This is a genomic window from Kovacikia sp. CALU 1929, assembly GCF_056784235.1.
In genome coordinates this window covers 105,736-129,976 of sequence record NZ_JBXBCF010000071.1, presented here as the reverse complement: position 1 = coordinate 129,976, position 24,241 = coordinate 105,736, and the positions used below count along the sequence as shown (strand labels likewise).

Below are 24,241 nucleotides of genomic sequence, written 5' to 3'. Positions count from 1 at the left end.
AATTCCCCACCCTGAAAGCTACCCAGGGCAATATTCATGTCCTCCGGGGCATGAATATTTTTTTAAGTATCTCTAGAAATTCTTGACTTATTTTTCCACGGAGTTTTGTATGAAAAGGCGAATTGTGTCCTTCTTAGCTATTGCTGTTGTCAGCTTTATCATCGGCACTGCTTGGAAGGTTTATCCATCCCTAACTGCGGCAGCTAGTATATTTTCATCTCCTTCTGTCGCTCAAGCTCAACCAACGCCCGCTCCAACATCCAGTAGCGCTGTTGATTTGGTTAACGAGGCACAACAATTAGCGAAACAAGGCAATTTCTCAGCCGCAATCGCTACTATTGACAAAATCCAACCCGCTAATCCAGAGGAAGCTAAGACGCTTCTGCAAGTTAAACAGCGGTGGGCAGAGGAGGTTTTCAAGCAAGCCTTGAACAAATATGAGCAGGGGGATCTGAATGGTGCGATCGACTTGGCTGAAACGATTCCTGCTAATACTCCGGCGCAGCAGCAATATGCCCAGGTGAGAAAGCCTTGGTTCAAGAATTTAACTATCTTAGAACTGGCTGAACAATTCCATCAAGAACGCCGCTGTACAACAGCCCTGTCAACAATTTTGCTCATTAAAGATCCTGCTTTGTTAGGGAGCCAGAGAGTTCAAGACTTGAAGCAAGCAATCAACTCCATGCAAGCTGCGAATCCTCAAGCTCAAAGTTGAAATATGGAAGCCTGCTTAAAGATTGGAAATCACCTGCTAACGGGAGAACAACTTGTATCGTCTCTGGTGCGATATAAGTTGCTGGAATCTTTGATTGGGCATGTGGTTCTAGATGATGTCCTCCCGCAAGTTCGACTGACCCAGGAAGAGGTTGTTCGCGCTCTTACTGGATCAGCTCAAATGCCAGAAGAATTCGATCAGTTCTTAGTTCAATGGTGTGAGAGCAAAGGCGTTTCCCCGGTGTATGTAAAGACGGTTGTTCTGAGAGACCTGCAAATCAGAAAGCTAAAAAAACTACTGTTTGCAGATCGGATCGAAGCTGAGTTTTTGCGGCGGAAGCAGGATCTAGACCAGGTAGGGTTTCGACGAATCAAAGTCACAGACTTAGCGCTAGCAGAAGAACTATATTTTCAAATTCGTGACGATGACGCGGATTTTGCTGTATTGGCACAGCAGTACTCACAGGATTTTGAACAAGACACCGGAGGGTTAGTCGGTCCGGTTCGATTTTCAACTCTCCCTGGTGAAGTTGCCAGCTTGTTTCGGAGTGGACAACCAGGAGAAGTTTATGGTCCGGTTCAGGTGCAAGACAGCTTTTGGATTGTCCGACTTGAGCAGTTTATTTTTGCTCGTTTGAATGACTCGGTACGAACGGAATTAACTGAGCACCTCTTTATGGAGTGGCTGCAATCACAAATTCAATCGGTTAAATCACTGCCGAATGGTGTACAGGTTCAAGGCATCCTTCCCAGTGCGACAACTAAAGGAGCAGTCTGATGACAGGGATCGATTCACGACAGTCGCAGCTTGACTCATTCGTCCCCAATTTCTTTAGCGTTTATCCATTTAGCCGATTACCAGCAGACATTAGAGAGCGAGTTACCTCTAAACTAACGCTTTGCACGTTCCGTCCCGGAGAGGTCATTCACAGAGAAGGGGAATTGCCGTCTGCCGTCCATTGTGTGGTTCAAGGGAAGATTCGGCTGTTGGGTTCTGCGGCAGCTAAAAGCCCCACGCTATCGGTAAAGGGAGAGGGCGCGGTAGTAGGGTGGGACAGTCTCCTACGGCGGGTTGCGAATGGATCTGTACGGGCAGCCGGAACAGACGAAGTGCTCACCTTAGCATTACCCGCCGATGATTTCGAGCGGTTAGCCGTCACCCATTTAGAGGAGGCATTGACTGAACAGGTGACACAGATGGAACTCTATGACACGTTGTCCTGGTTTCTATCGCTATTTCCCACCAAACTGGAGATTAACCTTAAGGAGGTCGTTCGATACACCGAGCAGGAGCAGATGGCATTGGTCATTCACTGGTCTCCGCAATCGGTACGCTCAGAAACTCAAACGCTGCGACTCCCTTCTGAACGAGTGTGGCTTGTGAGTGGAAAAACGCAACGAGTAGAAATCGGAACTCCCATCACGGTTCGCATTGATTTACACCCACCAAACGGATCACCGTTTCCACTCCGACTGATTGGCATTGACCGAAACTTCTTAGCGGCTGTCGTCCTCAAAGGCTCACTCCCAACTCCAATGGAAGTAGAAGAGGATGGAGTGCCAGTCCCTATCGAGCCAGAATTGATGTCGAAATCGCAGTCAGCGATCGCCCTGATAGAAACGCAAGAGGCACTAGAGCAAGATCTAAATCGGGGTGAAGCGAAGAAGTTACTGAAGAACTACCCAGTTCATTACTCCAGAGACTTTGATCCAGTTGAAGACCTAGTTGCCTGCTTCTGGATGCTGGCAGATCGGCTAAAAGTGCCGTTTCGCCCAGATCTTTTGCGGCAGTGGCTTCAGCGTCGGAAAAATGTAACTGGAGACAGTCTGCTATTTTGCGCCTGGGTAGCAGAGGCAGTGGGATTAAAAACACAGATTGTCAAATTTGCGCCTACCGCTGCTGGCTTAAAGCGCTTACAGTTTCCAGCTCTGATCATGCAAGATGGAGTGCCGACACTTCTGTATGAGCTGACTCGCAATAACGTAATCGTTGTAGGATCGCCTCGGACAGGTTTTGCAACACTTTCACCAGAAGATGTTGCTGACCAAATCGCGATCGATCGCATTGAATCTGGCACTCCGGTCAGCCAAGCATTAATCATCGAGCGACAGGCACGAACACCACTCAAGCAGTTTGGAGTGAGTTGGTTTTCACCAATTCTCAATCAGCATCGTGGCGTGTTGATGCAGGTTCTGATTGCCTCTGTATTTGTGCAGCTTTTAGGATTAGCCAATCCATTATTAGTTCAACAAATTATTGACAAAGTGATCATCAATAGTAGTGGTGCGGCACTTCCCATGTTTGGGATTTTGATGGTTGCATTTTCGTCCTTAGAAGCGATTTTAACAATACTTCGCTCCTATCTACTTTCGAGTACGACCAATCGAGTGGATTTAGTGTTGGGAACGGTTGTCGTTCGCCATTTACTGAATTTACCGTTGAATTTCTTTGAGAAGCGTCCAGTGGGTGAACTATCCGCACGTCTATCAGAATTAGAAAATATTCGACAATTTTTAACCAGCACAGCATTAACAGCAGTACTGGATGTTGTGTTTTCACTCCTCTACGTTGGAGTGATGATGCTTTACAGTGTCCAGCTTACGATTTGTGTGTTGGCATTTGCTCCGATCGTGATTGTCCTCACCTTATTGGTTGCGTCCATTTTGAATAAGCAAATTCGGGTTAAAGCGGATCAAAATTCAAGAGTTCAATCCTATTTAATCGAAGTTCTGGGTGGGATTTTTACGATCAAGTCTCAGAACATGGAAGGCTTGGCACAAGCGACCTGGCGGGATCAATACCTGCAATATTTAGGCACCAGTTTTAAGACCGGGATGATTAATACCTCATTCGGTTCCTTAAGCAACCTGATTAACACCTTAAGTAGCCTGCTAGTGTTGTGGATCGGCGCGGGGTTAGTTCTCAAGGGAGAGTTGACGTTAGGGGGATTAATCGCCTTCCGCATTATTGCCGGATATGTTGTGGGTCCAATGGTACGGCTGTCAAGACTATGGCAACGGTTCCAGGAAACAGCCCTTTCGTTGGAGCTACTGGCGGATATTGTAGAAGCGCCAACCGAAGTGCTGCCAGAGGATGAAGGCAACGTTGCGCTGCCACTCGTTGAAGGGTGGGTACAATATGAAGCGATTAGCTTTGGCTTTAAACCAGGGCAGTTGCAATTATCCAACGTCAGCCTGGACGTTGCTGCTGGCTCATTTGTTGGAGTTGCGGGTCAAAGTGGCTCTGGTAAAAGTACGCTGGTTAAGCTCCTGCCTCGGCTGTACTTACCGAATGCAGGCAGCATTTACGTTGATGGATATGACATCAGCAAGGTAGACCTATTCTCTCTACGAGAGCAGATTGGCATTGTCCCGCAAGATTCAATTCTGTTTGAAGGAACCATCCGGGACAATATCACGCGGTTTGACACGTTTGCAGATGAGGACGTGGTTGAAGCGGCTAGAGTCGCGGATGCTCATGACTTCATCATGAAACTTCCCAACGGCTACAGCACCCAGGTTGGGGAACGGGGAGCAGGGCTTTCTGGGGGGCAACGGCAGCGGATTGCGATCGCCCGGATGGTGTTGCGAAATCCTCGACTGCTAATTCTCGATGAAGCCACGTCTGCACTGGACTACAACACAGAGCAGCGAGTGTGTCTGAATTTGGCAAAGAGATTTAAGGGGCGCACTGTTTTCTTCATCACGCACCGATTAAACACCATTCGTTATGCCGACCGCATTGTGCTGATGGAGCAGGGATGCGTGGTAGAGCAAGGCACTCATACGGAGTTGATGGCATTACAGGGGCGCTATTTTTGCTTGTCGGAACAGCAGAAAACCGAAGCTGTGTAGTTGTGTAGTCAAAGGAGAAGTTCTATGAATAATCGTTGGAACAACCGCTGGTTTAGAAATATGATTGGGACACTGCAAAAGCGATACCAATCAGCCCTAGAGGGGGCAGAGAAGGCATTAGATAATCCTGCGTTGGACTTGCCACTCCCATCCAAGATGTCTCGGCGTACCACCACAATCATTGTGATGGGTCTGACACTAGCCACCGGATGGGGATTTCTTGCCAGGGTCGATGTGGTGGTGTCCTCACGCGGCAAGCTGGAGCCACTTTCCGCATCGCAGGCAATTCAATCCGGTGCGGGCGGAATGATTACCTCGATTCAAGTCCGAGAAGGTGAGCAGGTTGAAAAAGAGCAGTTGTTGATGCAGATTGACAAGAAGCCCCTGCTGACCCGCAAGGATGCACTGACTAGACAGCGAGATCTGCTGGTCAAGGAGGTTGAAGTACTGCGGGCAGCCAGGGAGGGGCGCTTTGTTCTATCGGGTGAAGGGCTTTCGCCTGAATTGCGGAATCGAGTTCAAGATCGGCTGTTGCTCGTTGCTCAAATCACTGGAGATGACAGTGGTTTAGCTCCGGCACAACATCAACGGTATCAACTGTTCCGCCAGCAGTTGCAGAACCAGATATCTATCAACTCACTCAGAGTGTCTGCCCTACAAACACAAGTGTCTGGGGCAAACGCTCAACTCTCAACCACATCGGGGCGATTGAAGGTCGAGCAGGAAATCGTCGATCGGTTGCAGCCATTGGTTAAAGCAGGAGCAATCTCCCGCAACAGCTACTTGCAAAGGGTATTAGAGGTTAGCAACCTGGAAAATCAGGTGGTTCAAAATCGTGTACAGAAAAGTGAGCTGATGTCAAACGCAATGCAGGCACAAGCCGATGGGAGCCAAACGGTAGGGCAATTCTTTGAAGGACTCCAGCGGGAATTAGCCGCGATCGATACTCAGATTGATACCGTCATCAAAGATGACCAGCGGCAACTGATTCAAATCAGCGCTCAACTGGATCAGACCAACCTTGACCTGGAGCAGCAGGATTTACGCTCCCCTGTTACTGGCGTTGTTTTTGATTTAGGACAGAGAGTGCCAGGTGTTTTGGCACAACCGGGGCAGGTCTTGCTTCAGGTGGTTCCAAACGAGTCGCTGATCGCACGGGTGCAGGTGGCAAACAAGGATATTGGATCAATCCGGGAAGGAATGCCCGTAGAGGTGAGAATTGATGCGTTTCCATTTACCGAATTTGGATCGGTGAAAGGATTAGTTTCCAAGGTTGGCAGCGATGCTGTTCCAATTGACCGCACGGGACAAACAACCGCTTTTCCGGTAGAGGTCCGTTTAGATCAGCAGTTTTTAGAGAAGCGGAGTGAACGGTTCAATTTAACTCCTGGCATGGCGACAACCGCCAATATCAAGATTGAATCAAGAGCACCGATTAGCTTCGTATTCGGGGAAATCGTCCGAGCATTCGACGGTTTACGCTCGGCTCGATGAGCAAATAATCCTACTTTTTCTAACAAGAGATAGAGAAAGTGTTGCTTGTAGGATGATACGCTTGAATCACGGAATATTTCTATTACTGTTACTCTCTCAATTCCGCTAGTTTCGTTATTCCGTCAGTTCTAGTCAATGGAGCGCCTTCTATGGCACATGGTTTACGCTGAATGGTTTTTGTTTTTTTTGTCTTTCAGACCCTAATCACTTTCATGGAGGCTTCTCATGATTCTTCTAAATCGGTGGACTCTGGCGAGTTTGCTGGTTATTCTCGCAGCGATTACTTATGGTGTGGCGCAAAATGGTGAACAAGAAAACGTTGCCAGCAATGATAGTTCTTTAACGGATTCTCACGCTGAACCTGTGCCACAAGACCTGGAAAACACGTATGAGTCGCTCATTGGGCAGGCACAAGCGGAAGCGAAGAATGACCAATTAAAGCAAGCGATTTTGAACCTGGAAGGGGTTCCAAAGAACAGCCAGCACTTTGCTCTCGCACAGCAGGTCAAGGATGAGTTCTCACAGCGTTTATTACAACGCGCCAATGACAAATATCAAAAGGGCGATATTCAAACCGCTTTAGCCATGCTGGGTGCAGTTGCCCCTTCTAGCACCAGTTCTTCTCAAGCTAAAAAACTGCAAAAGGACTGGGGTGAACAGGGGGAACAGTTTGAAATGGCTCGCACGGCGATCGCCAAAAAGGACTGGAGTAACGCGCTCAAATCACTCGATCAATTGAAGGGAACGCCCATCTTCCAAAGCGCTCAGGTACAGCAACTCCTTCAACTGGCAACCAGTAAATCAGGGCAACTAGACAGGACTATGACCAGGACAGGCACTGCCAGGATGCCCGCTTCTACTGATAGCGTCGTGACCGCACAAGTCTCCACAGAGCCAGCCACCGTTGGCAGTGAAATAGACAACGCATTAGCGGTTGATGTCAAACCGGCTGAGATCGCATCGGCTCAACCAAAACAGATATTAGTCTCGACAGTTCCCATTCCCGCGACTGCCCCGATCAAAACGGTTGCTACAGTACCCACGCCTGCTTCTGAAATCGTTGCAATAGTTCCTGCTTCAGAGAAAGAACAGCCTTTGGGCGCAACGGAAAAGATAAAAGTGCAAACCGTGAAGTCTATTGATGGGATGACTTCACATCGAGCATTCTCAACTATGACACGGGAACCATTTGCCACAATCCCTGTTGAAGATAAACCTTCATCAATTCAAGAGCGGATGGCAGCATTTGATCAACTCAGAGAAAGCGTGACGCAAAAAGGAAACACACCTGCCACTGTGCAAACAACGACTGTCATGACAGCACTCAGCCCGTTTGATTCGTTGCCACAACCCAAAGACATAGACAACGTTTCTCGGCAGTTGGGAAACGCCGTGACGCTGAGCACATTTACAGATTCACTGCTGAGAAATCGTCCGATTCTAATTAGCCCCGCTTTCAACACGACTAGAGCAATGACGATTAACAGCAGGGCAACTAAAGTTTCGGATGCGTCAACGGTCAGGGTCGATAGCTCTGATTTGCTTGGAGGCATGGCAGGCAATCAAGACGATTTAATTTAGGACATTCAAAATCAACGTCACCTTTTACATTTGAGGGAAGTCTTATGGTTGTGGTCAGATCTGTTCATCGGTTGAGTTCAAGTTTGTTTCACCTTTTGGGTATAGGAATGTTACCTGGCTTTATTTTTGGACTGCTGCTAGTGCCTGTTGTACTGAATAATCAGGTCAATGCTCAACAGACGCAAACAGCACCAGCACCACCGATTGGCGAACAAATGGTTACAGACGGTCAAGCAGGTACTCAGGTTAAAACAACGCCGATTAAGCTAGGGACGGTATTGCCGGGAATTCTCGACAGTAGGGATGCCAAGCTGAACGGGTATTACCTGGAAGCCTACAAATTCTCTGGACAAGCGGGTACTCCTGTTCAAATTCAAGTTAAAGGGAGCAAGGACTATCGCAAGGTAAACAACTTAAGCCTGACCCCTTACGTGTTGCTGTATGGTCCTGGCAACCAATTGATTGCCCGAACGAACGCAGCTCCTGGAACTGTCGATGCTTTTATTCGTATGAAATTGCCGGAAACGGGCGAGTACACGGTCGTTTTTACAGGGACTCAACCGCAGAAGGCTGGTCGTTATTGGTTAGCCGTACAATATGCTCCTAGCGATTTAGCCCCATCGCTAACAACTGAGCCACAAACCAGCGAGCGTCCAGTCTCGGCGGTTCAGCAGTCCAAACCAAGTGAATCGAATCCGTCTAACCCTCTTCCATCATTTAAGCAGAGTTAAATAGGATGGGTCGCAGGAGCAGATTGTGAATTATAGGGCAGTAAAACTGCTGCATTCGCTCAATCAATTGGGCGAATCCTTGCTCCAAAGTGGGAATGAAAAACACAGTTAACCATTGTTTGAGGTGGTTAAAGGCAATCCACGGTTCGATCACCAAGCGCAAATTATTGAGCAGATTTTTCCAGCCACGTTGGTTGTCCCACCAGGGATGCTGCGTGAAGACTTGCTGAGATAAAGGACACTCTTGATTGAAGGCATCGGCAAACAAACTGACCATTGTGAACGCACGCATGACGATCTCCCACCAGCGTTCAATCTGCTTGTAGTTCGTCACACGGAAATCAGCCCAACCCAAGGCATCCTTACTTTGCTTGAGTCCATATTCCACCCAAGTCCGCTCCCCGTAGGCATCACCAATTTCATCAAGCTTGATTGCAGGCGCATTGCTCATCACAAACACGGTTGAATTGTCCGGTAACGTTTCTGGGTCGGTGGTCAACTCCCAGTAACGCACACTGCGACGAGTGCCATAGATAATCTCGCGCCGATAGCGGACTTCAGTTTCACCATGGCTGAAGGTGCGGGTGAACTTCTCCCAAGGTTCTGCCGTTACCTCTTGGTCTTGCGGTAACCAGACCCCGTGATTCGAGCGAATCGCAACCATGTAAGGCAACTTGAGCGAAACCAGCGTTGAAATAAAGTTACACTCACTCTCACCATACAAACTATCGGCTAACACCAGCTCAAACTGGAATCCCATTGCAATCAACTCACGCATTATCGTGGCAGCGATTTGCGGTTTCGTCTGGTAGACCTCTCCAGGTTTAAGTCGTTCTCTCGGCTTGTACACCTCAAAGCACAACGGTAGAATCATGCCCTGGAATAACCCATAAGCGGTAACGACCACAATGCCATTTTCTCGTTTGCCGACATTGCCGATGTATTGTCGTTTCACATAATCCGTACTGTCTCCTTTCTTGCAATCTCCGGTCTCATCAATTAACAGGGTCATTGCTTGTTTCTGAGTCAATTCCAAGATCAGATTTAAGCGACGCTGCCGCAGCCGACTCACTGACCAGGGAGACTCCGTCAACAAATTGTGCAAGCCTTGTTCATTGTCTAATCCAACCGCTTTGGCAAGGGCTGGCAACGTCTTGCGTTTGAGATCTGAAATCATCCCGATATGCAGATATTTGAACGCTTCAAAGCTCCGCACTTCGGGAAATAGGTCGGCATATAATTCACAATACTCATCAACGAATCGGAGCGTTGGACGAGCTTCACGCGGCGTAACCATACCCTTAAGATGGCAACAGAAACATTCCTCCTCTATTCTGACTTATTCCTCGCGAGAAGGATGGAAGAGGGCTAATCAGCAGCCACAATGAGAAATAGATGCAAAAAGTGGGGGTGTAACACCTCCACTTTTTCATTTGTTACGCTTCTACAGCAACTCGACCAACGGGAGTTGCGATACAAGCAAGTGTGTATCCTGCCTCTTTATCGGCTGAAGTAAGGTTTGTAGGGGTTGCTTTATATTCAACTGACCCTTGAGCAACTTTAACCTTACAGGTACCGCAGGTTCCCATCATACAGGCTTTCGGGATTGAAACTCCTGCGTCTTCGGCTAGTTCTAGGATCGAGAGATCGCCAGCAATCTCTTTCTGAGACTTCGTGAATGTCACCACGGAAGTGGAGTCAGGCTGATACCCATTTAAGCCACTGCTATTAATGGTGACAAGCTGAGTCTGTCCTTGATCCTTCTGGATGGGTATATGCTCCTGCTGGGCGCTCTCCTCAGCCCATACATCGTCTTCCGGTGAGTCTGGAGCTTCTTCAAATGCCCTGAACCCGCCAAAGCTTTCCTGGTGATAGTTATCCATTGGAAAGTCAAGATCTTCTAGGATTGAACGAATCCCATGCATGAAGCCATCAGTACCGCACACGAAAACAGAACGTTCATGCAAGTCGGGTGTAAGAAGCTGAAGCATTGCCGAGGAGATTCGCCCTTTGTGCCCTGCCCAGGACAGTCCGGGACGCTGGCGGGTGACCGTAATCTCCAGTTGGAAATTCGGCATGTGCTTGTCGATCAGCAGCAGTTCGTCGTAGAAGGGAATATCTTCTGGAGTGCAGGCGCTGTGGAGAAACACAATGTCGATATCAGCAAAAGAATCATAAACCCATCGAGCCATTGACATCATGGGAGTGATGCCAGAGCCTGCTGAAATTAGAAGCAGCCTGGATGGAGCATCTGGCAGGAAAGTAAAGCCTCCTAACGGACCACCCAAAACCTTCAGGCGATCGCCCACAATCAAGTTGTCATGTAGCCAGTTAGAAACAAGTCCTGGCGGCACATCAGGAGTACTGCTGGGGACTCGCTTAATCGTCAAAGCGAGAGAGCCTGGAGAGGTTGGAGACGATGAGATGGAGTAGGGACGGATCACCTGCTGTCCATCAATTTCAACCGCTAAGTTGGTAAACTGTCCTGGCAGATAGTGATCAAACCGAACGGCAGGCTCTGCGACAAACCAGAACGTTCGGACATCTGAGGTTTCTTGAATAATACGGCAGCAGCGCACCGTGATCTCTTCAGCCGTCCAGGTTGAACCAAGCAACTGGTTTGGTGCAGTTGACGAGCCTGAGAGATCAATTGGCTCCAGTTCTTCAATATGCAGGTAGGTTTCTGCAAGTTGGAGTAAGTCACCAACCTGAAGCAGTTCCCGTTGATTGGGCTGCACTTCCTTGCCATTGACAAGCGAACCATTGCGGCTGCCCAGATCAACAAAATAGTACTCCCCCTCGGTGAACTGGATGCGACCATGCACACTGCTAACAACGGGACTATCTAGAATCAGGTCACAGGTGTCGCACCGTCCAACAATCCACTCGGTTTGTCCAGGGTATTTCTGAGGGAGTGCGTATTCGTTGAATACCTGCTGCTGAAAGTTGACTGATTTGAATTTCATCATAAGGAAATACCCGCACTAAATTACTTGAACAAATGAGATGGATGCATGGTGGTGTTACCGTCGAGACCGACCGGGTGCCTCACCGAAGGTGACAGTCTGGTTGCGATCGCGCCTTCTCCGCAAGGTTTTGGCAACCGTTTCCGAGTCAGCAGGAGTAGAGCTTGTCAGTTCCTGCGACACTAAAAGACTGGGTTGGGTAAGAGCAATTGATTCCATCGCCTCAAAGTGGTCTGAATCCTTGAGATCGAGGTCTTGTCGCAACTTACTGAAAAACTTCAAACTGTTTGATTCACTCACGACTTGTTGATTGAGGAGATCTTGAACAACGCCAACATACGCCTGAAATCTTGACTGCTTGGACAGTTCAGGCAATAACTTGTCTAACGTTTTGACCAGCGTATAGACCTCATTTGGACTTAAATCCTCAAGCGATCGCCCTTCTAGCATGGATGGGTCTAGAATCTTTCGGAGCTGCTTTCGGAGACTGGTTGCCATGCGTTCACGTTCATATTGAGCATGACTCCGGTGCAGGGTTCTCAGTAACCATGCAAACCCCAAGGCGGCGATTAATGCATTGAAGCCATAGAACAAAACCGGATGCAGCCGATTGACCCAAGGACGTGCCCCAAAGGTGAAAAATGTCCAGAAGGACACGGCTGTAAATACGGTGAACATAAAATGCCGTGCTTGCTCTGCTGAAACAGGTCGCCCCTGCCCCAACCGGAACTTGCACCATCCCTTCTCAGCGAGTCGTCCAATCACCACAAAAACGGCAACAAAAACAATAAAGGTGAGTGGAGCGGCAAAGAGCTTCGGGATTGGAATGGCTAACCCATTGAAGTAGAATCCTGGATCAAACAGGTGAGTAATTTGACCTCGTTCCCGTGTCCAAGCGCCGGAGAAGTAATAGCTCCAATCCCCGGAATACAGCCAGTAGTAGAAATAGAAGGCGATGACTGCCCCTAAGTAGCCGTAAGCGACCACATCTCGTCCGCGATCGTCGAGTCCTGCCCAGTAGGAATCTTCTGCATCAATGTCAATACAGTGAGATTTGCAGGCAACACAAGTACTGAGTTCTTGCCCCGTTTGTGGGTCTACCGTGCGGCACATGGACTGGGTGATTGCAGGCTTGGGCTTAAGATGCGCTTCACTGCCTAAGAGCGATCGCGGACCTGTATAGACCAATTGCACGGGTGCCATTGGGCAGAAGTAGTTGCACCAAGACTTTCCAGCGTACAGGTAGCCCACTAAAACCGCACAGAGCATAGTTCCTAGTAGAAACAATCCCAGCACCGTGCGATCAGCGTTAACGAACAGCAAACGCGCTGATAGTCCTGCAAGAAATAACCCAAACTGCACGTACAAACGGTTACGCCCCAACCAGGAATTGTCTCCGATGGTGACGATCTGCCAGTGCAGATTTCCAGCAGCATCAATGACTTTTTGCTTGCGCTGAATACCCAATGCGCGTGGGATTTGGGAAATGAACGAAAGCGGACAAATGCGCCTCCAAAACTCATGACCAACCGATATCAGAATCAAAATAGCGGCTGGCACGATAATCGTCCACCAAATCATGGCACTCATATAGCGAGGGTCTTGAACCACACACTGCCCTTGAATCTTGGGGCATTTGGTTGGGTCAAGGTAAGACGATGGATCAAGCCGAAAGGGACTCCAGGTTGTGCTGGGGTTTAAAAAGAATTTTGTAACCGGGTCAAAGTACAGGGATGCAATGAGGAGAAACCATCCAAGGGTCAACACCCATCGGACGCGATGCATTGTTTTCTCTGATGTTTCGCTTAACATGACTATTTCCTAAGCATTGATATTTCCCAAACTTTGAACCGTTGATCCGAGTCACTGCTGACAACGTATCCGTCTGAACAACGAACGGTTTTCATATCCAATGGGTGAGTTGAAGTGTCTCGCTCTACACGAGATAAGACACCTGTTTTTTGGTCCCAGATTCTCATTCCATCTGAATGAACCGTGACCAGGTGTTGTTTTTCAACTCGCCCGGTCATTGCCATGCCAGATTCTTTAGGGAATACCCGTAGGAGTTCGCCGCTATCTAAACTCCAGGCAATCACCCGATCTTCCCCCAGACTGTACAAAGTTCTGCCATCCTCGCTAACAAGCAAATGATTGATCTTCCCTTTGTGCCCTGCAAACACCTTTCGGAGTTCTCCAGTCCGCAGATCCCAAACCTGGAGCCGTTCACCAGCAGCACCAATCACCAGTTGTTGAGTAGGCGCAAACACTACAGCCGTCATGGGTGCGCCCAAGTCTGCAAAGGTTTGCAGGATCTTTCCGGTGCGAACATCCCAAATTTTCAATGCCTGGTCATCTCCACCACCCGCAATCATTTGAGCGTCCAGGCTGAAGGCGACGGCGGCTACCTGAGTCTGATGATCATTGAGGGTCTGAACCAATCGCCCAAATCGCAGGTTCCACACGTACAACGACTGGTCTCTACTGGCAGCTAATAAATCGCCATCGGGACTCACAGCGATCGCGCCCACGGTATGAAGGTCAACGGGATTCTCAACGACCAAATCGTGCTTGAGCGTTCGTTTTGTTTGATTGGATATGGGCAACATGAATGCGATCGCTTCGCTCATCTGCCCACCCCGCACCGAGATTTGCCAAACACCGACGAACCCGACTGTCGTGACCAACGACAAAACCCCTACCGCTTTAGCCCAGCGAGGAGACACAGACAAGGCAGGAATGCGGATTTTTGCCCATTGGCTGCTAGGTTTAGGGGCTTTGGTTAACTGTTGTAGATCAGCTAGTACCTCTGAGGCTTGACGATAGCGGTCTTTGCGATTGACACACACCAACTTGTTTAGAATTGTGACCAAACGCGAATCGAGTGGCGTTTTTAAGTAAGACTCCCATTCAATTTCACCTGACGAAAGGTTTTTCTTGATCTGCCGGGGATGAATTCCGAGCAAAAGTTGAATGACCGAAACACCCAAGGAATAGAGATCGCTGCTGAAGTCAGCTTGTCCCTGTTGTTGCTCCTCCGGCATGTATCCAGGAGTGCCGATCGTCACAATTGCTTCAGTCGTTGGGTCAGAGGGCGACTGCTTTTCCTCAATCACCGCAGAGTCGTTATTCAGCCATTTGGCAGCACCAAAGTCGATCAAGACAATCCTGCCGTCTGTACGCCGAATTAAGTTACCGGGCTTAATGTCCCTATGAATCAGATCCTGAGAGTGGATGAACTCCAGAGTGGGTAGAACGTCCAGCAACAACCAAATAGCATCTTTCTGAGAAAAACGCTGCCCCTGCTCGATCCAGTGTTCCAGGTTTTCCCCTTCAACATACTCCTGCACCAAATAAGCGCGATCGCCTACTTCAAACCATGCAAGCAGCAGTGGAACCTGCTCACATTGCCGCCCAAGTTCTTGCAAGGCTTGAGCCTCAATGTCAAACATCCGTCGAGCCACCTTCCCTTGAAGTGACTTGAGACATTTAACAACGCAGAGTGGATGATGCGGGAGATATTTATCTCGTGCCAGGAAGGTCTCACTGAAGCCACCTTTACCTAGCTCTTGTAGGATTAAATATCGTCCAGTCAAAAGTTGCCCAATCATGAGACCAACTCAATCACCTCATATACAGAGGCAGTGAAGTGTTCAACCAACTTGAGCAACCCAGGGTAAACTATTTGGAAATCGAATAGAAGGAACTTTTACAGTGTTGGCAGTCGGATAAGCACCTGTATGTATTTGGGCAACCTGTGCTGCCGTTTGAGGATCAGCATAGGGACCCCAAAAACAGTTGTAATCATGTCCTGGTAACGCGACAGCAGCATACCAACCCGGTTGAGAGTGAACTCGTAACATGAATTCATCCCACCAGGCTTGCCAACGATCAATCCGATCTGGTTGATCATGACGGATGTTAGCAAGTTGATTAGCAAGTCCATCAAACCGTTGACTTTGTTCTCTGCTAATCCGATAAACGACCAGGAGTAGTTTAACGAAACCGCCTTCATCTAAAAGTAGAAGCCCCTGAGCCATTTCCCCTTAAACCTGAAATTTATTAGACTCAAATCAAACAAAAAGTTCAGCCGCTTTAAGCTCTTGTATTAAATGTTAGACATCTTGAGACACTCCCTAAAGACATAGATTCAGGCAGATTCGACAGTAATACACTACTTACCCTGGATTTTCTAATAGATGCTTTAGGAGCAAAAATCACTTCTAGATACAGCTTTAAACACTTTTGATTTCTTTTTTAGATAAAGTATTATCTCTGCCCTTGAACAGAGTTAATATGAGTGCAGAATGGATTCAATAACTGTAAAACACCACTCTGAAACTTTGTCTCTCTAGGACAAAAATTCAGAGTAGTGCGGGAGCCAGGTAAGTTTTGAGCGGTGGCGCAAATCAGGTAGCAATCAGTTTACGGTCGGGGTCATTTAGACAATGGCTGTAGGAACTGGGGAATTCTCGCCAAGAGGTGAGCCGGAGAGTTGGAAGACGAATTATTAAACCTCAAATTACGTCCACCAGGCTTCTCGTGGGCAACTTGTCAATCTTTTCGGCAATCATAGATGTGAAGAGAATACCTATGGAATCTGCAAACAATCATCTCAAACTAGACGATCACAACCAATCTCATGGCGACATCATCAACCCAGATCCTAATGCGAGTGACACTTCTGTAAATAAGTCAGTAGGATCATCTATGCAAGAATCCGACTTTAATACTGCCCTAGATCAGGCAGCTAATGCACTTGGCGATGCTAAGGAAAAAGCAAAGGGGCTGAAGGATAAAGTTGGTGATACTTTAGGAGAATTCAAAGACAATGCTTCTGATGCTTTTGATAAAGCGAAAAGTCAAGCTGGTGCTTTACTGAATGAAGCAGAAAATAAGAACGGCGAAAATCTCAACGACAACAAGAGTAAAGGATTTGAATCCAATGAGAAGGTTGCCGACTTAGATAAGAGTGCAAAATCTCAATCTGGCAATAGTTCATCTGATAGCAAATCAGCAGAAGACGGACTACACGTTTCACCCAATTCACTGGCTGATACAAAGTCTCTCGATCCTGCCAAAGTTGGAACCGAGGCGAATTTGGCAGGGCGGTTGGGAGCCAACGGTGATTTCCTCGATGGAGGTGGTGGCAATAACACCATTATTGGAGCCGGTGGCTCTGACATCATCAGAGGGGACACAGAAGGTAGCTTTAACACGGTGACAACTGGGACTGGGAAAGACCTGATCACGCTTGGACAAGAGGCGACCAATCGGGTATTCGACTTTGATCCAGCGAACGACCAGCTTGGACTAATCGACAGCTTGACCCTGGACAGCATTCTATTTGGACAGGGCACTAACCCTCAGACTGGAGGGCTTGATCAGCCCTTGGATAGCCAGAACAACACCGTTGTCGTTGATAAAACTTCAGAGCACATTCTCGCTTCACTGACGTTCACGAACGCAGGCGACATTTCTGATCAAAACTTTGTCCAAATCAGTTCTCAAGACCTTGACAGGCTAGCGGCTGGTGCAACAGGTCAAGCTGCGACAGCGGCATAAATGCACGACTCATCTTGCTAACCCGATTGAATTTTAAGTGAATGCAGGAGAATTTTGTTATGGCTGGTATTCATGGATCTGAGGAGCACAATGACCTAACCCAACAGGCAGGAGGTGACATTGGGGCAGATGCCTCAAAGCAAGGCGACTCTACGACACTTGCCTCAAAAGGGTCATCGATTCAAACGTCTGAGTTTGAAGCATCGTTGAACAATCAAGCGGATTTGGGTATTAGTGCTGACCACAACCACGCGGGTCCGGCTGAAAGCCCTATTCCCAAAATGTCTGATGACTTCAAGCAGCACAATGGGACAAAAGAGGCTGACAAATTAGTTGGCGATGCTGGCGACGACTTCATCTTCCCCGGCACCGACAGTTTCAGCTTCAACCAGGCTGAGGCGAAGTCTGGGGCAGAGGAATTTCCTTTTCCGAATGACAGTAAAGGATCATCTGAGGCAAACCTCAGCTTAGATGATAAGGGTAATTTCAAAGTGGAAGGCTCATTCAAAGACTTTGATGGAGCACCTTTATTTAGCCAGGGAGAAAAGGAAATCGATCCCAAAGCTGAAATCCTCAACGGCTCTGATCCCAAAGCCCTGGTGGATGGCTTCCTAGCCGTACCGGAGGATAAGGAAGGCAATCAACTGAGCGGGACTCACCTTCACTTCAGTCCTTCTGGAGACGATCGCGGTAACTTTGCCGATGCTACAGTGGTTCGATTCTTTGAGAACACTGTAAATGCCGATGGTAAATCCGGTAACATCTCAGCCAATTTTGAGTTGAAGCCGGATGAACAAGCGGCATTACTGGCAGGAAACCTGTACGCCAACCTTCACAGTAATGTGGACGTGGATGGCGACGGCAAGGCAGGCTTCCCCACGGGCGAGAACCGACTTAACTTCAACCAGAAAGTAGTGGAGTTTGCATAGTTCCTGCTTGAGTCCGAGCGCTCACGCTTTCAACTAATCAATTTGCAGACTCCTTCTAACCCTCCAATTCTGGCGATCACCAGAATTGGAGGGCATTGTTGTTTCGACCTCTATCAAAGGGAAGATGTGAACTACGACCAATGCCAATTAAAAGCTGTGTAAGAATGCCTTTATTTCTAATATTAAAGAGTCGCCTGTGCAATGAAATCAGTTTTTAGATTCATCCTGGTCGGTCTTGTAGGATTTTGTCTTAGCCTCCTAGCTGCCTGGTGGGTTCCATTAATCGCAGCAGAACCCGATCCCTCAATGTTGAACAAACAAGGCTTTGAACAGCTATACAAGGGGAATCCTGGAGAAGCCCTCCAGATTTGGAAGGACGCTGAGGCTGGTTATCGCAAGTTGGGGAAGTCAGAAGGTGTTACTGGGAGCAAAGTCAATCAAAGCCTTGCAATGCAAGCTCTCGGTCTGTATCCGCAAGCTTGTATGACTCTTACCCAGACGCTTACTCTGGAAAATAACTTATGCCAAAGCAATGGAGCAGAGCCACAAGACCTCAAACACCTAACTGATAGTATTGCAGCGATTCCATCAACGCCTGCGACCGTAGCAGGACTCAACAGCTTGGGGGATGTGCTTCGGGTTATTGGACACTTGAAAGAGGCACACGTTGTGCTTTCTCAAGCTTTAGACAAAGGGAAACGATCTGACTCGGCTTCGGTCCCGCAGCTTCTACTCAGTCTTGCAAATGTTGAGCGATCGCTTTATTTAGAGGATCGAGATCGCTACGATCGCACAGATAATCCCGAATTACGGCTGACACTTCAATCTCAATTGCAGCAACGAGCACAAAAGGCGTTAGATCTGTATCGTGAAGTCTCGGTGGTTGGTGGAGATAGCCGTTCTCAATTGTTTGCTCAAATCAATCGGTTGGGAATGCTCGTGCTCTCAAAGCAATGGCTTGAGAGTCGTAATCTTCAAATACCGCTCAAGCAAACCATGCAGGCAGAGCTTGACCAGAGCCTCACTCAACTGGAATCAGCATCTTTTTCTGAAATTCCACCGGAGCAGTCCATTTACGCTCAAATCAAAATTGCAGAAAGCTTAAGACTGTTAACCCAGTATGAGCGTGCGATGAAATACGCCAGGTCAGCGCTAGACCTTGCTCAGAGGCTCCAGAATCCACGATCGCTGTCCTATTCTCAGGGCGAGACAGCCAAACTGTTGCTAGATCGTGGGCAACCAGAAACGGCGTTGAGAACCTTTCAGCAGGCAACAACGCTAGCACAATCTATTCACGCCTGGGATGCCGTTTACCAATGGCAGCGAGCGATCGGGCGAATCTATAGTCGCCAGGGAGACTTCAAACGAGCGGAACAAGCGTATGAAACCGCGATCGCCGCGCTTGACCAGGTGAGAGGAAATATCCTTGCAGTTAACCCTGAAGTCCAACTTTCGTTCCGTGAGCAAGTTGAGCCTGTTTATCGGGAATACCTCCGCTTGCTGCTAACACCACCCCAGGAACCCGATCTGAAGCGGGCAGTTTTGGTCACGCAGCGATTACAGCAGGTGGAATTAGAAAATTTCCTGCGCTGTGGCGACTTGGATCTGGTAGGACTCAATCAAATTAGTCTGCCCAAAAATACAACTGTTTTCTATATTCTGAATCTGGGCGATCGGATCGGGGTCATTACTCAAGCACAAGATAACTCGCTTCATTTCTACTCAGCCAATGCTGCCGAAGTAGAGAATAATGCCACGAATTTAATCACCAATTTGCAGAGTGATGAATTTGTGGCAGTGGAGGAACCAGTCTTGCTCCCCTTTGCTCAAGCCCTTTACCAGCAGCTCATTGAACCAGCACAGCAGCAAGGCTATTTGCCATCAGAAGGGACATTGGTTTTTGCGACCGATTCGCTATTGCAAACCATCCCAATGGCTCTGCTGCATGATGGGCAGAATTATTTGGTTCAGAAATATAGTATTGCCACAACATTAGGAGGGCAACTGCGGCAACCGCGATCGCTGCCGCTCGGATCACCCAGCACTTTGATTGCTGGCTTGAGTCAAGAGGCTCCCAGCTTTGCACTTCCGCAAGTGCCTAAAAATTTCAAGCCGCTTCCAGAGGTTGAGCAGGAGATTCAAGACCTGAAAAAAGCAACCAATTCAACCATTCTGCTGAATGCAGATTTTACTGCCGCCAATTTTCAGGCTGAGTTAGCAAAGAATAATTTTCCCGTAGTGCATTTGACCACCCACGGGCAATTCAGCTCTTCACGCGAAGATACCTTTTTGCTCGCCTGGGACCAAGTGATTGATGTCCAACAAATTTACCAATTGGTTAAGCGACGCACTGAACAGGATACCTCCATTGAATTGCTCGTATTGAGCGCCTGTGAAACCGCAAAGGGCGATCGAAAATCTGCACTCGGAATTGCAGGACTTGCGACGCAGGCTGGAGCACGGAGTACAGTGGCTTCTCTATGGCGTGTTGACGCTTCATCAACCGCCGTGTTCATGTCCCAGTTCTATCAGCACCTGGCTGACGGGCAATCTAAAGCAGAGGCGCTTAGATCCGCTCAGTTGGAGCTTTTAACAGGAGAAGAGACTCACCATCCCTATTACTGGGCACCTTTTATTTTGGTCGGAAGCTGGCTTTAATTTTGATTCCGTTGAATTGAATCAAATTGTTGTGGAAAGTGACTACTTGTGGCAAAATCAATGATTCATCGAATATTTAACTACGACAGCTATTTACTGGGGCAACACAGTGGTGGAGAATGCAAGCGGACTGATGAGGTAAGCATTCCCGCATGGACGATTACCCCAATTTTATTGTGGAGGAAGCACAGCGTCTGTTGGATGTGCTGAGTGGAATTCCGTTTAGCGACTGTTACCCTCTGAGTAAGAAATTTAATGATCTTCCCCCTCGTCCTGGTATCTACGCCTTTAAGCATCGAACCTTAGGGATTTTGTATATCGGCAAAACCACCAGTATTCGGGCGCGATTAAGGGGTGGGCACAAGGCTTTGGGATGGGCGTTTATTGATCGGATGGACCCTGATGATATGCGGCTTGCCTGTGTGGTTCTGTCCTATCAGTGGAATCGGGTATCATATCAGTTAGAGCAAGTGATGATTGGGCAAATTCAGCCGCCCTATAGCGATCGCTAACAAGAGAGGACTGATCGATGCAGACCACTAACGCGACCAACCAGGCTACGCTTCTGGGCTACCTACCGGAGCGCATCCAGTCGGCACTCCAAGTCTATGGAGTTGAGACGAATCTCGAACCAGAGTCCGTGGTGAAGTTAGCCATCCGCTATTTCTTGGAGTCGGCATCGATTAGCGTGGGTCTAAACGATAAAGACCCCGCCGATATGTCTCCAAATCAAAACATTCTGGCTCATTTGCCGCACTCAATCCAGCAGGGAATTGAGCAATACGCGATCAAGTATGAGTTTCCACCAGAGTTTGTAGTCGAACTAGCGATTACGTTTCTGCTTGACCCTGACGCAAGCAGTTTTGAGGATTGCCAAGTAGGTGTTCAGCGGGAACAAGTTTATTTACTCCGACAATATCGGAATAACCATCCAGCTGAAGCAGCCTAGTAGTTGACTTCTGGCACTAAAGAGACCACAGAGATTAATTGCTCAATTGCTTCAACCCAGCTTGAGCACTCACCAATACATCTTGATCCGACACCGCCTTTGCTAGCGAGATCGCCTTCTCATACTGAGGCTTGGCAAGATCTGACCGCCCCACCGTCAAATAACAATCTGCCAAAACTCGGTAGAGAAGAGGGGTGCGACTACCTGCATCAGCACGGGACTGAAGCACCACAATGGCATCATGCAACAGCCCCTGAGCCAAATAAATACTGGTCAGGTCTAGCACAGTCGCCTCATCCTCACCAAGATTTAGCCCTCTGACCTGCTCAACCCTGTCATGAATGGTTTGAACGGTAGAGTGAGCCAACACATTCAACACACTTTGTTTTACATTAAGTAGAGCATTTTGTTGATTATAAGCAGCGATCGTAATTTTGTAGGCTTGCCCCTGCTGGAGTGGCGGACGGTTTTTGGGATAGGACAGTGAAGGAGAGGCAACGTTCTGTTGCCAGTTGACCCCTTTCCCTTCAACCTGAACCATGTAATGGTGGGCTTGTGGCTCTGGGTGCCACCTGAAAGCGGGAGTCAAGGTGGAAGCCACTCGCCCATACGGGTAAGTGAGTTGCAGAGCCAACGTTTGGTCGTTGGGTCCTTTGGGTCGAACACAAAGGTAGATCTCTTGCGCTCCGCAACGGCGTAGTGGCTGCGTCTGCCGGGGAGGAGCATGACAGCCTTCAGTTTGACTGACAACCTGCCCGGTCGCAAATTGCTTGACTCGACCACTCACAAAACAAAGCACCCTAACAGAAGGCAATTGGGCTAGCTGAACTTTTTCTCCCATACAAATCAAGCGTCCCACAGGCAATTTAGAATCACCCTTTGACAGAACTCGACCAACCGCAGGACAGAAAGAAGGAGTTGCTCTAGAGGCTGACAGCAATCCATCGCCTAAAATGCTTGCAAAAAAGAGAGGGATTGCAATGAATAAAGTAGTCCTGTTTAATCTCATAACCGAACAAATCTTGAACAGCACACGCCTGATCAGGCTTTTTGGTCTCACAAAACACGATTGAGAATTCGTTCGCGCCACGCCTTCACTTCTGGCAATCCAGCCGTTGAGTCATAGCGGAGGCAATTTTTCCAGCTTTGCTTTGCCTCTATCTCCAACCCTTGAGCCTCTTGCGCTTGAGCCAGAAGGCAGTAGATGTCTGCCCGTTGCGGATCTAGTTTTTTCGCTCGTTGCAGGTATCTCAAGGCATCCCCATAAGCAGACTGTTTCAAGGTGGCCCAACCCAAATTTTTCAGCAACGCTGCTTGCGAGACTAAATCGTTAGTCTGCTTGAGCGCTTGCGTCGCAAGCAGCGCGGCTTCACGATGATCACCCTTGATATTGTTTATCCGAGACAGGTTATTGGCAGCATCTACCCCAAGACGGTTTTCTGCCTGCATCGCTAACCCATAATGCCGTTCCGCATGGCTGTAGTCACCCTGCTCATCGTATAGATTCCCTAGATTGTAGTGAACTTGCCAGTTGTCGGGTGTGAGTTTTAGCGCCTGCTGGTAATGCTCGATCGCGCAGGGCACATTCCCCTCACCCTGGCAGAGGAGTGCCAGGTTCTGATGCACCTCTGCTAGGTTCGGATCAAGCCCCAATGCCCGTTGATAGTCTTGGCGGGCTAATTCTAGCTTTCCTCCAAGCTGGTTTTGCGCTCCGCGTTCGGCCAGTTGCCGTGCCTGGGATAGTTGTTGGTAAGCTGCCCAACTGTTCACCCCCCAAATGAATGATGCCGCCGTCAGAATTCCAGCAAGTGCTGCACTCACTCTAAATTGGGTAGACATGAGTAGCTGGTAGCGTCGAATGCGCTGAGGCAGACGATTTAGCCGTTGCAAAATTATTTCAGTATCTGAGGGGCGTTTTCTCCAGGAAGGGGATTGCAGTTCGTCCAGAAAGTCGGCAAGGGGTCTGGCAATCTGGTGTGCGTGGTTTCTCCACAAAAGCTGCCCAGAGTCGTCTAACGGCAATTGGGCGGGATGCCGTCCGGTTAGTAGATGAACCAGGGTGCGAGCGATCGCAAAGAAGTCAGACTGGGGCACTCCTCGTCCATGTAGTTGTTCGGGAGGACTGTACCCAGCAGAGCCAACAGCGGTAATGCTATAGGAACTATTGGGGCTAACGTAGTGGGGAGTCTCGCCCATGCGTAATTTAACCAGATAGGTTTCTGAAATCCGACGACAGGCTCCGAAATCAATCAAAGCAAGTTGTCCATTCGGTTGGAGGATCAGGTTATCTGGTTTAATGTCGCGATGAAAATAAAAGCGATCATGAACAATGGCAATGATCTCAACAAGCTGCCGCAGCCAGGTCAGGGCGTTCTCTTGAGCCAGCCGATTGCCCGCTTCTAGCCATTGATTGAGAGGTTGTCCGGCAATCTTTTCCATTACCAGGCAATGGACGGGAAGCGAAGGCGTTGGCACTGAGAAGAACCCATCCAGGTCTGCTCTGGGGATTTTGCCTGGAGCATCCAGTAGCGTTAAGACGTTATATTCCTGCTCCAGCCGAGCAATTTTTGCCCGTGAAGGTTCACACAACACTTTCAACACTTTAGGTTGATTCCCCGCCGATTGATCGATCGCCTCAAACAGTGCCGTTGAAGCTAAGGGATGGCGATCGTTTTGTAAGGGATGAAGTACTCGGTAACGACCCGCCAACAGGAGAGCCGTGCCGCACCACTGGCAAATGTCAGCCGCTCCGGGTTCGTTTGGATGAGCACAATCAGGATTGATGCACCAGCCGCTATTCAC

At 48.5% G+C, this 24,241-nt stretch carries 18 protein-coding genes; 11 read left to right on the top strand and 7 right to left on the bottom strand.

Translation table 11 applies throughout. The annotated features are described in order from the left end of the window. Window positions 1-109 precede the first annotated feature (109 nt). From AC1S52_RS17075 to AC1S52_RS17050, 6 genes are all read left to right on the top strand, one after another. Complete coding sequence (locus AC1S52_RS17075) at window positions 110-715, top strand: hypothetical protein (RefSeq protein WP_482030238.1); 606 nt, start codon at window positions 110-112, stop codon at window positions 713-715. Window positions 716-718: 3 nt separating this feature from the next. Next, window positions 719-1,492 carry a peptidylprolyl isomerase gene (locus AC1S52_RS17070; RefSeq protein ID WP_482030237.1) on the top strand — a complete coding sequence of 258 codons (774 nt, stop codon included), beginning with the start codon at window positions 719-721 and terminating at the stop codon, window positions 1,490-1,492. Beyond that, window positions 1,492-4,569: a peptidase domain-containing ABC transporter gene (locus AC1S52_RS17065; protein ID WP_482030236.1), complete on the top strand. Its 3,078-nt coding sequence runs from the start codon at window positions 1,492-1,494 to the stop codon at window positions 4,567-4,569. The genes AC1S52_RS17070 and AC1S52_RS17065 overlap by 1 nt, the downstream gene beginning before the upstream one ends. Window positions 4,570-4,593: 24 nt before the next feature. Then, entirely contained in the window at window positions 4,594-6,063 is a 1,470-nt protein-coding gene (locus AC1S52_RS17060; protein ID WP_482030235.1) for a beta-barrel domain-containing protein, read from the top strand. 225 nt (window positions 6,064-6,288) lie between these two features. Then, entirely contained in the window at window positions 6,289-7,644 is a 1,356-nt protein-coding gene (locus AC1S52_RS17055) for a hypothetical protein (RefSeq protein ID WP_482030234.1), read from the top strand. Between the two features lie 140 nt (window positions 7,645-7,784). Next, on the top strand, window positions 7,785-8,375 hold the full coding sequence (locus AC1S52_RS17050; protein WP_482030233.1) for a hypothetical protein: 591 nt from the start codon (window positions 7,785-7,787) through the stop codon (window positions 8,373-8,375). Here AC1S52_RS17050 and AC1S52_RS17045 read toward each other — a convergent pair. The 5 genes from AC1S52_RS17045 to AC1S52_RS17025 all read right to left on the bottom strand — a co-directional run bounded on the left by AC1S52_RS17045 (window position 8,362) and on the right by AC1S52_RS17025 (window position 15,378). Next, window positions 8,362-9,672 (bottom strand): IS701 family transposase, encoded by a 1,311-nt coding sequence (locus AC1S52_RS17045; RefSeq protein ID WP_482030232.1) that lies wholly within the window; start codon window positions 9,670-9,672, stop codon window positions 8,362-8,364. The genes AC1S52_RS17050 and AC1S52_RS17045 overlap by 14 nt on opposite strands. A 139-nt stretch (window positions 9,673-9,811) precedes the next feature. Further along, window positions 9,812-11,344, bottom strand: a complete 1,533-nt coding sequence (locus AC1S52_RS17040; RefSeq protein ID WP_482030231.1) for an FHA domain-containing protein — start codon at window positions 11,342-11,344, stop codon at window positions 9,812-9,814. A 54-nt stretch (window positions 11,345-11,398) separates the two neighbouring features. After that, window positions 11,399-13,153, bottom strand: coding sequence for a hypothetical protein (locus AC1S52_RS17035; RefSeq protein WP_482030230.1), 1,755 nt, complete (start codon window positions 13,151-13,153; stop codon window positions 11,399-11,401). Between the two features lie 2 nt (window positions 13,154-13,155). Beyond that, the gene (locus AC1S52_RS17030; protein ID WP_482030229.1) at window positions 13,156-14,949 is read right to left on the bottom strand and encodes a protein kinase domain-containing protein; all 1,794 of its coding nucleotides are present in this window, start codon (window positions 14,947-14,949) and stop codon (window positions 13,156-13,158) included. Between the two features lie 42 nt (window positions 14,950-14,991). Next, window positions 14,992-15,378: a hypothetical protein gene (locus AC1S52_RS17025; protein WP_482030228.1), complete on the bottom strand. Its 387-nt coding sequence runs from the start codon at window positions 15,376-15,378 to the stop codon at window positions 14,992-14,994. A gap of 553 nt (window positions 15,379-15,931) precedes the next feature. Here AC1S52_RS17025 and AC1S52_RS17020 point away from each other — a divergent pair. The 5 genes from AC1S52_RS17020 to AC1S52_RS17000 all read left to right on the top strand — a co-directional run bounded on the left by AC1S52_RS17020 (window position 15,932) and on the right by AC1S52_RS17000 (window position 21,439). Next, on the top strand, window positions 15,932-16,903 hold the full coding sequence (locus AC1S52_RS17020; protein WP_482030227.1) for a hypothetical protein: 972 nt from the start codon (window positions 15,932-15,934) through the stop codon (window positions 16,901-16,903). A gap of 59 nt (window positions 16,904-16,962) precedes the next feature. Further along, on the top strand, window positions 16,963-17,832 hold the full coding sequence (locus AC1S52_RS17015) for a CHRD domain-containing protein (protein WP_482030226.1): 870 nt from the start codon (window positions 16,963-16,965) through the stop codon (window positions 17,830-17,832). A gap of 306 nt (window positions 17,833-18,138) precedes the next feature. Next, window positions 18,139-20,490: a CHAT domain-containing protein gene (locus tag AC1S52_RS17010; protein WP_482030225.1), complete on the top strand. Its 2,352-nt coding sequence runs from the start codon at window positions 18,139-18,141 to the stop codon at window positions 20,488-20,490. A gap of 152 nt (window positions 20,491-20,642) precedes the next feature. Further along, entirely contained in the window at window positions 20,643-21,002 is a 360-nt protein-coding gene (locus AC1S52_RS17005) for a GIY-YIG nuclease family protein (protein WP_482030224.1), read from the top strand. A gap of 17 nt (window positions 21,003-21,019) precedes the next feature. Then, window positions 21,020-21,439 carry a hypothetical protein gene (locus AC1S52_RS17000; RefSeq protein ID WP_482030223.1) on the top strand — a complete coding sequence of 140 codons (420 nt, stop codon included), beginning with the start codon at window positions 21,020-21,022 and terminating at the stop codon, window positions 21,437-21,439. Window positions 21,440-21,473: 34 nt separating this feature from the next. On the opposite strand, the gene AC1S52_RS16995 is transcribed toward AC1S52_RS17000, so the two are convergent. Together AC1S52_RS16995 and AC1S52_RS16990 are read right to left on the bottom strand one after the other, a co-directional pair. Beyond that, on the bottom strand, window positions 21,474-22,298 hold the full coding sequence (locus tag AC1S52_RS16995) for a hypothetical protein (RefSeq protein WP_482030222.1): 825 nt from the start codon (window positions 22,296-22,298) through the stop codon (window positions 21,474-21,476). Between the two features lie 197 nt (window positions 22,299-22,495). Continuing rightward, complete coding sequence (locus tag AC1S52_RS16990; RefSeq protein WP_482030221.1) at window positions 22,496-24,241, bottom strand: tetratricopeptide repeat protein; 1,746 nt, start codon at window positions 24,239-24,241, stop codon at window positions 22,496-22,498.

Excerpts from the sequence above, each read along its gene's own strand:
- AC1S52_RS17075 (WP_482030238.1), top strand. The coding sequence starts at position 110 with ATGAAAAGGCGAATTGTGTCCTTCTTAGCTATTGCTGTTGTCAGCTTT.
- AC1S52_RS17070 (WP_482030237.1), top strand. The coding sequence starts at position 719 with ATGGAAGCCTGCTTAAAGATTGGAAATCACCTGCTAACGGGAGAACAA.
- AC1S52_RS17065 (WP_482030236.1), top strand. The coding sequence starts at position 1,492 with ATGACAGGGATCGATTCACGACAGTCGCAGCTTGACTCATTCGTCCCC.
- AC1S52_RS17060 (WP_482030235.1), top strand. The coding sequence starts at position 4,594 with ATGAATAATCGTTGGAACAACCGCTGGTTTAGAAATATGATTGGGACA.
- AC1S52_RS17055 (WP_482030234.1), top strand. The coding sequence starts at position 6,289 with ATGATTCTTCTAAATCGGTGGACTCTGGCGAGTTTGCTGGTTATTCTC.
- AC1S52_RS17045 (WP_482030232.1), bottom strand. The coding sequence starts at position 9,672 with ATGGTTACGCCGCGTGAAGCTCGTCCAACGCTCCGATTCGTTGATGAG.
- AC1S52_RS17040 (WP_482030231.1), bottom strand. The coding sequence starts at position 11,344 with ATGATGAAATTCAAATCAGTCAACTTTCAGCAGCAGGTATTCAACGAA.
- AC1S52_RS17035 (WP_482030230.1), bottom strand. The coding sequence starts at position 13,153 with ATGTTAAGCGAAACATCAGAGAAAACAATGCATCGCGTCCGATGGGTG.
- AC1S52_RS17030 (WP_482030229.1), bottom strand. The coding sequence starts at position 14,949 with ATGATTGGGCAACTTTTGACTGGACGATATTTAATCCTACAAGAGCTA.
- AC1S52_RS17025 (WP_482030228.1), bottom strand. The coding sequence starts at position 15,378 with ATGGCTCAGGGGCTTCTACTTTTAGATGAAGGCGGTTTCGTTAAACTA.
- AC1S52_RS17020 (WP_482030227.1), top strand. The coding sequence starts at position 15,932 with ATGGAATCTGCAAACAATCATCTCAAACTAGACGATCACAACCAATCT.
- AC1S52_RS17015 (WP_482030226.1), top strand. The coding sequence starts at position 16,963 with ATGGCTGGTATTCATGGATCTGAGGAGCACAATGACCTAACCCAACAG.
- AC1S52_RS17010 (WP_482030225.1), top strand. The coding sequence starts at position 18,139 with ATGTTGAACAAACAAGGCTTTGAACAGCTATACAAGGGGAATCCTGGA.
- AC1S52_RS17005 (WP_482030224.1), top strand. The coding sequence starts at position 20,643 with ATGGACGATTACCCCAATTTTATTGTGGAGGAAGCACAGCGTCTGTTG.
- AC1S52_RS17000 (WP_482030223.1), top strand. The coding sequence starts at position 21,020 with ATGCAGACCACTAACGCGACCAACCAGGCTACGCTTCTGGGCTACCTA.